Origin of the sequence: Vibrio stylophorae, from assembly GCF_921293875.1 — a bacterium.
GTDB classification, from domain to species: Bacteria; Pseudomonadota; Gammaproteobacteria; order Enterobacterales; family Vibrionaceae; genus Vibrio_A; species Vibrio_A stylophorae.
Genome location: NZ_CAKLDI010000002.1, coordinates 95,460 through 109,717 on the forward strand (window position 1 = coordinate 95,460; position 14,258 = coordinate 109,717).

The following is a 14,258-nucleotide window of genomic DNA, read 5'->3' on the forward strand; positions in this document are numbered from 1 at the left end:
CCCGACTATTTGCCGTTTACGACGTTAACTGCTGGATCTTTTTTCTCGTAGTGTGCGTAGCTGTATTCAATCCAAGAGCCATCGTAGTTGTATACATCTTTGGCACCCAATACATCGGTAAGCACCATGTAGGTGTGCGCTGAACGAACGCCAGATTGACAGTAGGCGATCACTTTTTTGCCTTTGATGGTGTCGCCATAAAGTGCTTGTAGCTCAGCCGCTGATTTCAGCGTGGTATCTGCATTGAGGGCTTTGGTCCACTCAATGTGCACGCTGCCAGGAATAGTGCCTGGGCCAAAGGCGCCAGAAACGGCGGTTGCACCCGTAAATTCGTCGGTGCTGCGGGTATCAATGATCACCCAATCATTGTTGTTTTGCGCAGCGAGAACCATTTGCAGTGTTGCAAGGGTGTTGGTTTCATTTTGCGCCGCTGGTGCTTTGTAGCTCGTCGCGGTGACGCTTTGGTTGGCATCGCCCGTTGGCAGGTTCGCGCCAATCCAAGCATTGAGACCGCCATCAAGGTAACGTACATCTTGATGACCTAGGTTTTGAATTTGCCAGAAAAGACGTGATGCATCATGGTGTGCGCCCGCTGCGTAAACCACGATAGTTGATTCAGGTGTTGCACCAAAATCGCTGAGAATTTTTTCCATTTCAGCGGTGCTGTTGCGCATGCCACCAAATGGGTAGGCACCTTCAGACGCTGAATAGTCGTTGCGCCATAGGGTGTGTGAGCCAGAAATTGGGCTATCAGGTTTCATTGGGTTCAATGCACCAATGACCACCACATCTGCCTTGCTATCCATCATTGCTTTGAGTTCTTGGGCATTGATGAAACGCTCTGCATTTGCGTACTGAGAGAATTTGGTTTGTTGTGCTTGTGCGTCAACCACAACGGCTTGGGTTGAGAAAGCGGTTTGATAAACGATGTAGCCCGTTGCAGCAACTGCAGTGAGAATGCCTAAGGCAATGGTGGATTTTTTCATGGTTAAACTTCCAAGTATAAAAAAATGATCGTCTCGAAAAGCATCAAAACGATAGAATTCGATCTTAATATCCGTTCGTTTTTATAGTGATTCGTTGGTATCGAACGTCCATACACCGCATGTTTGCTGGTTGTTATGGTTTTGATCACCATTTTCTGGAAATTAAAAAAACGCAGCTATTGTGGTTTCCCACAATCCCCGACAAAATATGATCCTTCGCACAAAGTTTTGAAAAAACATGATGCAGAATACGCCTCTCGTCCCATTGATGTGAAAATTTGTGAACAGACTTTCAAGCCGTCATATTTTTTTAACCTTTATTCTGGCTTTGCTTCTCACCTTTATTCAGCCCACGACTGCTTCACCTTTAGTGACTAAAGAGTTGGACGTCGGTGTGCTGGCTTTGCGTGGGCATAAACATGCTCAGCAGGTGTGGCAGCCAACACTCACTTGGCTTGAGCAGCAGATGCCAGGCTATCAGTTCGTGCTCCATACCTATGATTTTGATCAGCTTGAAGATGCTTTTTTGCATGATTGGTTAGACTTTATTTTGACCAGTCCCGGCCAGATGACGCATTTGGCCGCGCAATATCCAGTGACGCGCTTGGCAACACAAAAATCTGCACATAGCGAAATTCCCAACCGCTCTATCGCCTCCGTGGCGTTAGTGCGTAACGATTCCTCACTGGATAATTTTGAAGATTTAGGTACCGCGCGAATTGCAGCGGTTTCAAATAAGGCTTTTGGCGGCTATTTGGCCTTTCATCACGAAATAGAAAAGATGGGGCAATTTGGCGACGATTTTTTCTCACGTATCACCTTTACCGGACCGCCTACAGATCAATTGGTCTTTGATGTGCTCGATCATCGTTTTGATATGGTGATTGTGCCTGCTTGCACTTTGGAGTCCTTGGTTGCTGAGGGCAAAGTGAAGTTTAACGAGTTGCGGGTGCTTAATTTGCAACCGTCAAAAACCAGCAAATGTAAGGTGAGCACCGCGCTTTATCCTAGCTGGTCCTTTGCCATGACCAACCGTCCGGGTATTGAAATTGGTCAAAAGGTGGCACAAGCCCTGATGGCTATGCCAAGCGATCATCCCGCCGCAACCATTGCGCAAAACCGCGGTTGGATGATGCCTTCAAGTCATGTGAATATCGATAAGGTATTTCGTGATTTGGATATGCACCCACTGCAAAAGCCCTTTGCACAGGTATTTGCGACATGGGTGAAAGAGCATCGTTTGTATGTGTGCTGCGCCATGGCGCTTTTGGTGTTTTCGGTGCTTTACCACCTTTGGCTTCATTGGCGCTTTAAGCGCAGCCGCGATCATCTGAAAAAAACGCTTAATGATTTGCGCCGTAAAAGTAGCATGCTTGAGCATGCACAGCGTGTCGCGATTGTGGGTGAGCTCGGTAGCAGCTTGGCCCATGAAATTAACCAGCCTTTAGCGGCGATTCAAAACTATAGCCAAGGCGCCAAAATTCGCATGGAGCGGGGCGTATCATCACAAGAGATGCTACCAGTGATCGATAAAATCCAGCATCAGGTGACAGCGGCAAGCAATATTATCCAGCGGCTTCGCGATTTGATTCATAAAAAGCCGGTGGAGAAAAATTGGTGTGATTTGGTCAAGCTCACTGAAGAGACGATCAAGTTGGTGGACTATGAATTCCAACGTGCAGGTGTGCAGCTTGGTACTTTCTATTCCGGTGAGCCGCGGCCAATTTTTGCAGATGCAGTGGGTTTGCAGCAAGTGATCTTAAATGTGGTGAAAAATGGTAAAGATGCATGTTTAAGTCATCAAATGCCGCCATCTCCGCTATTTGTCGATGTGCATGTCATCTTTTTTGATCATGAAGTGCTCATCGAGGTCACCGACAATGGTATTGGCTTAGTTCAAGATCATTTGCCGCTTGATCATGCATTTTATTCGACCAAAGAAAATGGACTCGGCCTTGGTCTGGCGATTTGTCGTGATGTTGTAGAAGGGCATCGCGGCACGATTCAATTACGAACCATAGAACCAACAGGATGTCAGGTGACGGTTGTTTTACCTTATCTTCATGGTGATATTGATGCCTAAGAGTTTGCCTATTTATCTTGTGGATGATGAAGCGACAGTACTGGAGTCCATGGCCTTTATGCTGGAAAGCTATGGTTATCGTGTGCATACCTTTGAAAGTGGCCAAGCCTTTCTCGACTCGGTTGATCTCAATAGCTTGGGTTGCGTGATTTTAGATAGCCGAATGCCCAATATGACGGGGCAAGATGTGCAGCGAGAAATGCAGGCTAAAGGCAGTACCCTGAGCGTGATTTATTTGACCGGTCATGGTGATATTCCCATGGCGGTTGAAGCGTTAAAATCAGGCGCTTTTGATTTTTTCCAAAAGCCAGTTGAAGCCGAAACCTTAATGCCAGCCATTGAGCTGGCGATGCAAAAATCGATGTCTCATGCACAAAAAGGCAAAGAGCATCAGGCGATGCAAAGCCTGACGAAGCGTGAAAAAGAGGTGCTAAAACTCTTGGTGCAAGGGATGAAAAATCAGCAGATGGCAGAGACACTGTTTGTATCTGTGCGCACGATTGAGGTTCATCGTTCAAATATTATGAAGAAGTTGAATGTGAACAATGTCGCGGCGTTGATTCATCGCGTCGGTACCCTTTTAGAGGATTAATTCACGTAATTAACAATGGGTGATTCGTCAAGCGTAAGCGGGTCGCCTATTCTTGCCTTCCATCACCGAAAACATCAGTAAAATCGCAGACTTTCAAGCCCTGACCTGTCTTAAAAATAATCAGTCTCACATTTGACAAACGCTGAATGCTGTCCAAAAACTTATATATCTATTAACAGGGATATTTGAGTTTTATGACGCCCGCACAAGTTCTTGTTGTCGACGATAACAAATCGATTCAAATGGCCTACGCCATGGTGTTGCAAAAACGTGGCTATAGTGTCGTGACCGCCAATGACGGTTGCGAGGCACTTGAGCGCCTTCAAGAACACCCACAAATTCAAGTGGTACTCAGTGATTGGTTGATGCCAAGAATGGACGGCATCGCGCTGTGTCAACGGATCAAAAACAATGCATTGGGGCGTTATATCTTCTTTATTTTGGTCTCTGGTCAAGATGATAAAGACTCCATCGTAATGGGCATTGATGCCGGCGCCGATGACTTTATCGTCAAGCAATCTCATTACGATGAAATGGCAGCGCGCGTACGCGCTGCCTTTCGCACTGTTGCACTGCATAACGATGTAGTGGAAAAACAAAAGGCATTAGAAAAAGCGAAGAAAATCATTGAGGCGGATTTGCGCTTAGCCAGTGAGGTGCACCAAAGCTTACTACCACGAAACAATCGCTTCCCAGGCGTTGGCCTCAGTTATGTGTTTCAGCCAAGCTATCACATTGGTGGGGATATGCTTGGTTATTTCCCCTTATCGAAACACCAGTCTGCGATTTATCTGCTTGATGTGTCTGGGCACGGTGTGGCGTCAGCCTTGATGTCTTTTTCTGTGCAGCAAATGCTCAGCAGCGGTATCGACGATATTTTAAAAGATCCAGACAGCGGGCGCGTGACACCGCCGGATGAAGTCCTTTCTTATATAAACCAGCGTTTTAGCGAGCGGGCATTGTCCCATTATTTCACCATGATCTATGGCGTGTTTGATCAGCGAACGGGGCAATTTAGTTATGCCAGTGGTGGTCATCCGCCTTTTGTTTGGTTTCATGCCAGCAGCGGCACCGTCGAGCTGGTGGAGCAGCGCAGTTATGTCGTTGGTATGTTTGATTTTGCCCAATATCAAATGGAAACCATTGAGCTGCAGCTCGGCGATCGGCTGTGGTTTTATTCTGATGGGCTTACTGAAGTGATGAAAATGCACCAAGCCTTTGGTGAGGAGCGATTGCGTGATGCGGCTTTAGCATTTAGCAAACTGTCGATGCAAGCGCAGGCTCAGTCCATTGTTGATGAAGTGAAACGTTGGCAGGGCCATGAACATTTTGAAGATGACGTCACCATCTTAGGTATGGAGTGGACGGGCATCGAACAAGGAGAAAAGCAATGCAATATCGAATCGAACAGCGAAGCGAATGTACCATCTTATTCATAGATGAGATGCGATTTGATGCTGTGCTCGCGCCAGAGTTTCGCGAAGTGATCAGCCATATTATTGAAGATATGCATGCACACTTGGTGCTCGATCTTTCTAAAGTTGCGTTTATGGACAGTAGTGGCCTTGGCGCCATTATGACCGTTTATAAAATGCTAAACGGCGGCAAGATTTCCATTCTTAATCCGCAGCGCGCGGTCCGTGATTTGCTGCAATTGACGCGTATGGATGATCTGTTGGCCTGCCATGAGTCGCTTGACTCAGCGATTGCCTAAGGAGCCTGCAATGAAAGGTATGATCTTAGCGGCAGGGCAGGGAACTCGGGTCAAACCAGTGACTCAGGTGATCCCAAAGCCGATGATTCCCATTCTCGGTAAACCTGTGATGGAGTCCATGGTGGAACTTTTTGCCAAGCATGGCATTGATGAAATCATGGTGAACACCAGTTATCTCGCGCAAAACATTGAAGATTTCTTCCGTGATGGTCGTCGCTATGGCGTTCAACTGAGCTATTCGCGCGAAGGCTATATGAAAGATGGTGGTTTTATTAGTAAAGCCATGGGTTCAGCTGGTGGGATGAAGAAAATTCAGGACTTCTCGACCTTTTTCGATGGCACTTTTGTGGTGGTGTGCGGTGATGCTTGGATTGATTTGGATTTATCGAAAGCGATTGCTGAGCACAAAGCCAAAGGTGCACTTGCCTCAATTGTGACGAAAAGCGTGAGCCCAGAAGAGGTGAGTAAATACGGTATTGTGGTGACCAATCAGCAGGGCCGCGTAACCTCATTTCAGGAAAAACCATCGCCGCAAGAGGCGAAATCAGACCAAGCAAGTACGGGCATCTATATCTTTGAGCCTGAGATATTCGACTACATTCCAAGCGGTGAAGAATACGACATCGGTAGTCAACTCTTCCCGAAATTAGTCCGCTTTGGCTTGCCGCTTTATGCCTTAAACATGGATTTTCAATGGCTCGATGTCGGCAGCCTTACCGATATTTGGGAGATCACCACTGAAATTTTGGCGGGTAAAGTCAAAGGCTATCCTATTCCGGGACAGGAGCTTCGTCCGGGTGTCTGGGTTGGTATGAATTCAGTGGTTAGTCTTGAGTGCTGCGATCTTAAACCGCCCATTGTGATTGGCAATGGCTGTTTGGTGGAGCCTGGCGCCACCATAGAAGGCCCTGTGGTCTTGGGCTCTAACTGTAAAATAGCCGAAGGCGCGCAGGTTAAAAATAGTTTAATCGGTGATTACATCGCCATTTCATCGCTGGCCAATATCTTTGATAAAACCATTTTTGGTGATTATTTCATCAGTCATGATGGATTTACTCAGTCACTGAAAGAGCTCAATGCGGGGGATTTCATCCGCGATACCCGCAATGTGGATGAGAAGCCAACAGAGCTTGCTGAAGATATCTCCACACTTTGGCAAAACAACGAAGGAGCGCTGCAATATGCAAACCGAGGAAAGCACCGTAAGCCCTGTAAAGTATAAATCTGAATACTTGAGTGCTTTATCGGTCAGTCGAATCATTGCAGATGATTGCGTGCAATTTTGGCGACGCTTAGCGCTTTCAGAATCGGATTTGATTCAGCTTGAGCTTTGCGTCGTTGAATTGGTCAACAACGTGGTCGAACACGCCTATGACTATGCGATTAACCAACCTATTCTCTGTGAGACTTGGTTGGAGGAGCAGAAGCTGCAATTTCGCGTCAGTGATTATGGCAGCGGTATGAGTGAAGCGAATTTAATGCAAGCTAAATGCTGCGAGCTGCGCCCGCCTGATCCGAAAGACTGCAGTACGTGGCATAGCTCAGGCCGTGGCTTGCAAATGGTGGTGCGTATGGTGGATGAAATTCAGCATTATCAAAAGCAGGGCATGAATACCACGCATATTGGCAAACTTATTGAGCACATTGAGCCCAGTTAATTTCCCCATCAAGCAAGGATGATGCATGGATAACTATTTTTTACGGTTTGAACATCGCAAGCCGCCTAAAGCTGTGCCTTATCACATGGGGCTGGAGCTGCTATTTCAATTTGTAGCCACAGTTTTATTGGTGATCGGTGCTTGGTATATCTATTGGCGCTGGACAGATGCACTCAATTGGCAAGCCCTGTGGTTTGCCATTCCTTTGGTGATGGCTGAAACCTGCGCATATATCGGCACGGTTTTATTTGTGTGTAATTTATGGAAAACCAAAGATACGCCAAGACAAGCACCACCGCAGTGGCTCAGAGAGTGTGTGGCTGACCCTAATCCGCCGCAAAGAAAAATCAAAGTCGATGTATTTTTCCCAACCTATGATGAAGAGCCGGAACTGGTTGAATTAAGTCTGCGAGATGCCAAACGGATGCGTTATCCGCACCAAATCGATATTCAAATTTACTTGCTTGATGATGGTCGTCGTCAAAGTATGCGCGAGCTTGCCCAGCGTATGGGCGTTGGCTATATCACCCGTGATAACAACGTTGGTTTTAAAGCGGGCAATATGCGCCATGCAATGTCGCAAACCAGTGGTGATTTTATTGTGATTTGCGATGCCGATACGCGCCCATTACCGACGCTGCTTGAGCATACCTTGGGTTATTTTCGAGACCCGAACGTCGCGTGGGTACAAACGCCACAATGGTTTTTTGACTTACCCTCTGGTACTCGATTGACACGAATTTGGCGAAAGCGCTGGGGCAAAATAGGAGGGCGATGCGCAAAGTGGATTGAGCGTATTTATGGCCCGGTGGTCATTGGTCGCGACCCATTTGCCAACGATCCCACCATGTTTTATGACGTGATTCAGCGTCGTCGAAATTGGCTCAATGCGTCATTTTGTTGCGGCGCGGGCTCGATTCATCGACGCGAAGCGGTGATGGAAGCGGCGCTTCGTGCCTATGCTGAGCAGATTGAAAAACAGCACAGTGAGATGGAGAAAAAAGTGCGCAAAATGACGGGGGAGCGACAAGTGGATCAGTCCGTCTCTGCGCATTTGAAAACCTCTGCATTACTAGACACTGAGCTTACGCCCTATAAATTTCATGTCTCTGAAGATATCTACACCTCTATGGTGCTTCATGGCGATCCGACGCGAAACTGGCGCTCTGTATTTCATCCTCAAATCGAAAGCAAAATGTTGTCACCTCAGGACCTGCAGACTTGGACGGTGCAGCGATTTAAATATTCAGGTGGCACCATTGATATTGCACTGCATGACAATGTGCTTAAACGCAAAGGCATGAGTTTTGGACAAAAATTGATGTATTTTGCAACGGCGTGGGGCAATTTCGCAGCGCTTTGGAATATCGTTTTTTTACTCTCACCAATTATCTATTTTGCCACGTCAATTGCGCCAGTGAGTGCCTATGACAGCGCGTTTTATCTCCATTTTTTGCCGTTTATTATCTGCTCTGAAATTACCATGATGCTGGGGACTTGGGGGGTGGCTGGATTTTCTGGGAAAACCAATTATTTGGCATTTTTCCCCGTGAATTTACGTGCATTGTGGACCGTGTTACGGGGTGAAAAAATTAGTTTTCCAGCAACACCAAAATCGCGGCAGGATGGCCAGTTTTACCATTTGGTATGGGCGCAAATTGCCATTGTGGTGCTCAGTATCGGCTCTATGGGATTTGCTTGGGCTGCTTATTGGGGTGGTTTTTGGGGGCATTATGCAGTGGGCGGCTTGGTACTTAATAGCTTTTGGGTTGCCAATAATGTGATTGCCATGAAAGGCATGATTAAAGCGGCAAGTTGGCAACCGAGGATACCGAAAAAACCTTGGTATCCCATTCAATATGAGCAGGAAGATTTGGAAAACCTCAACAAGAGTCGAGCGCATAAGGAGATGAGCCATGAGCTTTAAAACAGGACTCGTTCGTGCGAGACATCATTTGGTTTTTATCGCAGGACTTGTGATTGCATTGATGATCGTGTTCTCCATTGAAGCCAAACTCAGTGAGAATGAACTTGAACGTCCAGTGGTGGGGCAACAATTAACCATTGATCAAGAAGATCAATATCAATTACCGCTTCGACAAAAAAGAGCGCTAAGTAAAGAAGAGTATGCCTACGCCAAAATTGCCTGGCAGTATTTTGAAAATAACCTTCAACCCTCAGGCCTTGTGAATTCTGTGGATGGTTACCCGTCCACAACGCTTTGGGATAGTGCGTCCTATTTAATGGCTCTGATAGCTGCAGAGCGATTAGAAATTATTACCACAGTGCAATTTAATCAAAAGATGAGCGCTGCGCTGCAGGCGATCAGTCAAATTGATTTAGTTGACGATAAATTGCCAAACAAGGTGTATCACACCCAGCGTTTAAATATGGTGGCCTATGACAACAGCGATGCGCCGCAGGGGATTGGTTGGTCGGCGATTGATATCGGTCGCGTGATGGTGCCGCTACATATTTTGGTCTGGCACTACCCACAGCACACCCAAAGTGTGCAATCGGTGTTGGCGAATTGGCAGTGGGATGCATTAATTGACGATGGCTATTTGATGGGGTCACGTCGAAGTGAATTGGGCCAGCTGGAATTGGTGCAAGAGGGGCGGATTGGCTATGAAGAATATGCAGCAAAATCCATCGCCTTGCTAGGTAAGGATGTCGATAACGCTCGCGAATATATTGATTATCTTCAGTTTGTGCCCATTGATGGTGTTGAGATCCCTACCGATAAGCGCGATCCCGCACGATATCGCGCACATAACTATGTCGTGAGTGAGTCCTATATTCTCGATATGCTGGAATATGGCGGGGATGATCTCTCGGCGCAGTTTGCTTATCGCGTTTATTTAGCACAGCAAAATCGTTATCAGCGAACCAAGGTGGTGACAGCTGTGAGTGAAGATCACTTAGATAAGCCGCCATATTTCGTTTATAACACGGTTTTCTCTGATGGACAGTCTTGGCATACGGTTACAGAAGATGGTCAGTCTCTACCTGAACTTCGTACTTTTTCAACCAAGGCTGCTTTTGGCTGGTATGCACTCTACGACACAGAATATAGCGCGCTTTTATTTGATGAAGCCAAGCCCCTTTTTGATGAAGAGAAAGGCTGGTATGCCGGTCGATATGAAGAAAATGGTGAAATTAACCGCGCATTGACTGCAAATACCAATGGCATCGTCCTAGAGTCGCTGGCTTATATTGCAACAGGCCCCATGCTGACCATTGGTCAGCCATAGGAGAGGGTATGAAAAAATATATTTGGCTGCTTGTTATTGCACTTTTGGCTGGGTGTCAGACATCCACTGTCGATTTTGTTCCCCATTATCAAAGCTGGGGAAGTGGTTCACCAAGGCAAGGGGACTTGACTGAGCAAGAGCTGAAAATGGCAAAAATTGCTTGGAAATATTTTGAAAATAACTACCAGCCGAGTACTGGCTTAGTGAATGCGGTGAACAATTATCCCTCAACCACGCTGTGGGATACCGCGTCATATATGGCAGGCTTAGTCTCTGCTTATGAGCTTGGGATTATTGAGAAAGCCGAGTTTAATCGCCGCTTAATTACGCTGCTCAGTACACTTAATCAGCTCAATTTATTCCAAGGTGAGCTGCCAAATAAGGTATATCACACGCAAACAGCGGCGAAAGTGGATTATGGCAATCAGCCGGGGGAGATTGGTTATTCGGCGCTGGATCTCGGTCGCTTTTTAATTTGGATGCATATTATTAAACAGCGTTATCCAGAATATGCATCGAGTATTGATGCTGTGGTGCTGCGCTGGAATTTTTGTAATGTCATCGATAAGAACGGCACCATGTTTGGCGCGCTATTGCAGCCTGGAAAGCCTGTGCAATATTTGCAAGAGGGTCGCTTAGGTTATGAAGAGTACGCGGCAAAAGGGTTTGAGCTTTGGGGATTTAATACCAAGCAAGCGTTGATGCCAGAGCCCTACAACACCATTAACTTATATGGTTTTGATATTCCCTATGATTCACGAGATCCAAGAAAACTTAAAGCGCACAGTTATGTGGTGACAGAAAGTTACGTCCTTGATGGCATTGAATTGGGTTGGGATTTAACGTCAGATAAATCAAAACATAATAGCCAGTATACCCATACCTGGGTTGCTGAATTCGCGCAGCGTATTTATGACGTACAAGAGGCGCGATATAAAGCGACGGGTATTATCACTGCGCGTACAGAGCATCAGCTAGCAGGCCCACCATACTTTGTTTACGACACCATTTATACCGATGGATTTGCATGGAATACCATTTCTGAAAATGGTGAGTTCTTGCCGCAATTTGCCGCAGTTGCAGTCAAAGGTGCCATGGGGCTGTGGGTACTTTGGGACACGGATTATACCGATCGCCTCTTTGCTCATGTAGCGACGCTATACGATGAAGAAAAAGGTTTTTATGAGGGTGTCTTTGAAAATGGGACGGGCAAAATTAATACCTTTACCGCCAACAATAACGGTATTTTGCTAGAAATTTTGCTTTATAAACAGCAAGGGAAATTGTTGCGTTACGACTATCCGCAGATGCCAGACCGCTGGCGGGAAGCGGTACTCGACCCATTTAGCCATCCGAATCAATGTCTACCGATTCAAGCCTTGGAGGTTCATAAACCCAAACCGAGCTTTCAAAATTGCGATCCCAATGCGCGATTGATCTCGGGGCATGATCGTCGATGCGATACCCTTTACCCCGCACCTTAATGGGGTATGCCATGCGTAAATTGCTATGGGTGACTCTGCTGTATAGCCTGGTGGGTTGTGGCGTTTTAGTCGAGCAGGTGCAAGATGGCATGAGTGCTATTGAGCGCTCGCAGCTCATTCGCCAAGGGCGGCACGGCGCACTCACGGCGCAGGAGCTGCAGTGGGCAAAGATTGCATGGCGTTATTTTGAAAATAACACGCAAACACAAACTGGGCTGGTCAACACAGTGGATCGTTACCCGACTTTTACGATGTCGGGTCTTGCGGATTATTTGGCGGCGCTTACTGCCGCCCATCAATTTGGTTTTATTGATGATAAGCAGCATGATGAGCGTCTCACCAAGGTGATGACCTTTTTAAATGAGATGGCATTGACTCAAGCGGGTGTGCCCAACAAGGTTTACAACGCATCCACCGGGCAGATGGTGGATTATGGCAATCAGCCCGGAGAAGTAGGGTGGTCAGCGTTAGATATTGGTCGACTTTTGATTTGGCTGGCGATCACTAAACAGCGTTATCCTCATTTTTCAGAATATATTGATAAAGCGGTGCTGCGCTGGAATTTTTGTATGCTCACTGGAGAGGATGGATTGCTCTATGGTGGGAGTATTCATCAAGGCAAGATTTCGCCATACAAAGAAGGTCGATTGGGCGCTGAGGAATATGCCGCATATGGCTATCTGGACTGGAATATTGTGCCTTATCGCGCCATGTCGCTTGAGCCCTATGAGTCCATCACCTTTTATGGCATCGATTTGTTATTTGATGGCCGAGATCCCCGTTATTACGATGTGCTTAGGCCAGTCTTAGCAACCCCCTATTGGCAGCTTGGTCTTGAGTTTAATTGGGATCAAATTGATGATCATGACTCACAAGACTCATACCATAGTGCAGCGCAGCTTGCTCAAATAGCAGAATCTGTTTATCAAATTCAAGAGCAGCGCTGGCGACATGAGCGAATCTACACCGCGCGCGCAGAGCATATTCTTTCCAAGCCCCCCTATTTTGTTTACGACACTCTTTATGCATTAGGCAGTCCATGGGCGACTTTAGCTGACGATGGTCAGTTTTATCCATCAGCCGCTTTGGTTTCCACCCGCGCCGTTTTTCAGATGTGGGCACTGTGGGACACTGAGTATACCGATCAGTTGATGCTATTGGTGCAATCGCTTTATCAAGCGGATCGGGGTTGGTATGAAGGGCGATATGAGCACAGTAGTGCCTATGAAAAAAGCATTTCGCTGCAAACCAATACTGCGGTGCTTACGGCATTACTATATAAGCAACAGGGCAAACTATACCAGCGAGCGCAGAGCAAAGAGTATCGTGATGTTCGCCGGTTCAATCGCTTTAACCATCCAGGGCAGTGTCATGCCAAGGGGTTTGAATAATGCGAAAATTAATGATTTTGTTCAGTTTCTTTTTCTTTTTCTCTTGGTGCCATGCGCAGCAATTTGAGTTAGGCGCAATGACGCAAGCATCATTACTCTTATCGCAGGGTGATTATCAGCAGAGCGCGCGATTGTTTAATCAAAGTAGCGCTGTCATTTTAGCAAGTGATGCCGAGGAGACTGAGCGCTGGCAAATGGCTGGTTTAGCGTTGGTTCTCGCATCTGCGGCAGAAGAAAAAAATGGCAATGCCAAAGCATATCAGTACTGGGCGCGCGCCACGGAATATTTACTGTTTGGGGATCGCACTTGGCCGCAGCTTCAGCAAGCACTGTATTTGTATTTAGAGCAGCAATTACAATTACTGAAAACGCAATCGGCACAATTTGGTAACTATCCAGCAGAGCTGCAGCAGCAGCTGATGCTGATTCAACTGTGGCAACAGGAGTTAGCGATTTTCCAATATCAAGGCCCAAGGACAGGGCTTCGTCAAACAAGCATTGTGGCTGAAGAAAGCAGCCGTGATACAAGTAATGGCCAATCTGGTGACTTTATACCACAGGTAAATACATTAGCCACACAGCCAAAGTCTGCAACCATCCCTAAAAGTGTGGTGCCGCAGCAGCAAGATAAACACAATGAAGTGCAATCCGTTGACTATATTGCACGGCCTCATTTTGCGCCAGTCACAACCATCGAAGGGCAGGACAATGTGTCCGCGCAGGCGCGAGATGCGAAGATGATCATAGAAGAATCGAAATCCAATCCCATGGCGCGCGGCCAATTTATTCCCATTGAAACACCGCCGATTGAATCCCAGCAATCGCGGCAATCTTATCAGAGTGAAGAGACGGTGAAATAAATGTCGGACAGGCTACGTTGTCTATATGGGTCGCAGAATTTTGTAATGTAACAACGCAGTAACAACATAATTTCGAGAATTTCGTTGTTGTTTTCATCGTGATTCGTGGTCGAATCAATTGCTGAGTATATTAAGAATACCGAATTGAACCCGGAATGATGAATGACGCAATCGAAGACAAACAGTCGCAAACTTTATCGATATATTGGGCTTTTTTGTGGCTACTATTTTTGTGC

General features: G+C 46.6%; 12 protein-coding genes. 11 read left to right on the plus strand and 1 reads right to left on the minus strand.

Going from position 1 to position 14,258, the window contains the following annotated elements:
- Positions 1 to 5: 5 nt before the first annotated feature.
- Positions 6 to 986: a sulfurtransferase gene (locus L9P36_RS13960; RefSeq protein ID WP_237468028.1), complete on the minus strand. Its 981-nt coding sequence runs from the start codon at positions 984 to 986 to the stop codon at positions 6 to 8.
- 280 nt (positions 987 to 1,266) lie between these two features.
- On the opposite strand from L9P36_RS13960, the gene L9P36_RS13965 reads away from it, so the two are divergent.
- The 11 genes from L9P36_RS13965 (at position 1,267) to L9P36_RS14015 (ending at position 14,022) form a co-directional block, all read left to right on the plus strand.
- Positions 1,267 to 3,069, plus strand: a complete 1,803-nt coding sequence (locus L9P36_RS13965; protein WP_435532783.1) for a sensor histidine kinase — start codon at positions 1,267 to 1,269, stop codon at positions 3,067 to 3,069.
- Positions 3,062 to 3,661: a response regulator transcription factor gene (locus L9P36_RS13970; protein WP_237468029.1), complete on the plus strand. Its 600-nt coding sequence runs from the start codon at positions 3,062 to 3,064 to the stop codon at positions 3,659 to 3,661. Before L9P36_RS13965 ends, L9P36_RS13970 begins: the two co-directional genes overlap by 8 nt.
- Positions 3,662 to 3,855: 194 nt before the next feature.
- Positions 3,856 to 5,100: a SpoIIE family protein phosphatase gene (locus L9P36_RS13975; protein WP_237468030.1), complete on the plus strand. Its 1,245-nt coding sequence runs from the start codon at positions 3,856 to 3,858 to the stop codon at positions 5,098 to 5,100.
- Entirely contained in the window at positions 5,052 to 5,375 is a 324-nt protein-coding gene (locus L9P36_RS13980; protein ID WP_237468031.1) for an STAS domain-containing protein, read from the plus strand. The genes L9P36_RS13975 and L9P36_RS13980 overlap by 49 nt, the downstream gene beginning before the upstream one ends.
- Positions 5,376 to 5,385: 10 nt before the next feature.
- Positions 5,386 to 6,597, plus strand: coding sequence for a nucleotidyltransferase family protein (locus L9P36_RS13985; RefSeq protein ID WP_237468032.1), 1,212 nt, complete (start codon positions 5,386 to 5,388; stop codon positions 6,595 to 6,597).
- Entirely contained in the window at positions 6,557 to 7,033 is a 477-nt protein-coding gene (locus L9P36_RS13990; protein WP_237468033.1) for an ATP-binding protein, read from the plus strand. Before L9P36_RS13985 ends, L9P36_RS13990 begins: the two co-directional genes overlap by 41 nt.
- Before the next feature lie 25 nt (positions 7,034 to 7,058).
- Positions 7,059 to 8,960 carry a glycosyltransferase family 2 protein gene (locus tag L9P36_RS13995; RefSeq protein ID WP_237468034.1) on the plus strand — a complete coding sequence of 634 codons (1,902 nt, stop codon included), beginning with the start codon at positions 7,059 to 7,061 and terminating at the stop codon, positions 8,958 to 8,960.
- Positions 8,950 to 10,287: a DUF3131 domain-containing protein gene (locus L9P36_RS14000; RefSeq protein ID WP_237468035.1), complete on the plus strand. Its 1,338-nt coding sequence runs from the start codon at positions 8,950 to 8,952 to the stop codon at positions 10,285 to 10,287. Before L9P36_RS13995 ends, L9P36_RS14000 begins: the two co-directional genes overlap by 11 nt.
- 8 nt (positions 10,288 to 10,295) lie before the next feature.
- A complete protein-coding gene (locus L9P36_RS14005) occupies positions 10,296 to 11,771 on the plus strand; it encodes a DUF3131 domain-containing protein (protein WP_237468036.1) in 1,476 nt (491 codons plus the stop codon).
- 11 nt (positions 11,772 to 11,782) lie between these two features.
- On the plus strand, positions 11,783 to 13,162 hold the full coding sequence (locus L9P36_RS14010) for a DUF3131 domain-containing protein (protein ID WP_237468037.1): 1,380 nt from the start codon (positions 11,783 to 11,785) through the stop codon (positions 13,160 to 13,162).
- Positions 13,162 to 14,022 (plus strand): hypothetical protein, encoded by an 861-nt coding sequence (locus tag L9P36_RS14015; protein ID WP_237468038.1) that lies wholly within the window; start codon positions 13,162 to 13,164, stop codon positions 14,020 to 14,022. Before L9P36_RS14010 ends, L9P36_RS14015 begins: the two co-directional genes overlap by 1 nt.
- The last annotated feature ends 236 nt before the right edge of the window (positions 14,023 to 14,258 follow it).

Excerpts from the sequence above, each read along its gene's own strand:
- L9P36_RS13960 (WP_237468028.1), bottom strand. The coding sequence starts at position 986 with ATGAAAAAATCCACCATTGCCTTAGGCATTCTCACTGCAGTTGCTGCA.
- L9P36_RS13970 (WP_237468029.1), top strand. The coding sequence starts at position 3,062 with ATGCCTAAGAGTTTGCCTATTTATCTTGTGGATGATGAAGCGACAGTA.
- L9P36_RS13975 (WP_237468030.1), top strand. The coding sequence starts at position 3,856 with ATGACGCCCGCACAAGTTCTTGTTGTCGACGATAACAAATCGATTCAA.
- L9P36_RS13980 (WP_237468031.1), top strand. The coding sequence starts at position 5,052 with ATGCAATATCGAATCGAACAGCGAAGCGAATGTACCATCTTATTCATA.
- L9P36_RS13985 (WP_237468032.1), top strand. The coding sequence starts at position 5,386 with ATGAAAGGTATGATCTTAGCGGCAGGGCAGGGAACTCGGGTCAAACCA.
- L9P36_RS13990 (WP_237468033.1), top strand. The coding sequence starts at position 6,557 with ATGCAAACCGAGGAAAGCACCGTAAGCCCTGTAAAGTATAAATCTGAA.
- L9P36_RS13995 (WP_237468034.1), top strand. The coding sequence starts at position 7,059 with ATGGATAACTATTTTTTACGGTTTGAACATCGCAAGCCGCCTAAAGCT.
- L9P36_RS14000 (WP_237468035.1), top strand. The coding sequence starts at position 8,950 with ATGAGCTTTAAAACAGGACTCGTTCGTGCGAGACATCATTTGGTTTTT.
- L9P36_RS14005 (WP_237468036.1), top strand. The coding sequence starts at position 10,296 with ATGAAAAAATATATTTGGCTGCTTGTTATTGCACTTTTGGCTGGGTGT.
- L9P36_RS14010 (WP_237468037.1), top strand. The coding sequence starts at position 11,783 with ATGCGTAAATTGCTATGGGTGACTCTGCTGTATAGCCTGGTGGGTTGT.
- L9P36_RS14015 (WP_237468038.1), top strand. The coding sequence starts at position 13,162 with ATGCGAAAATTAATGATTTTGTTCAGTTTCTTTTTCTTTTTCTCTTGG.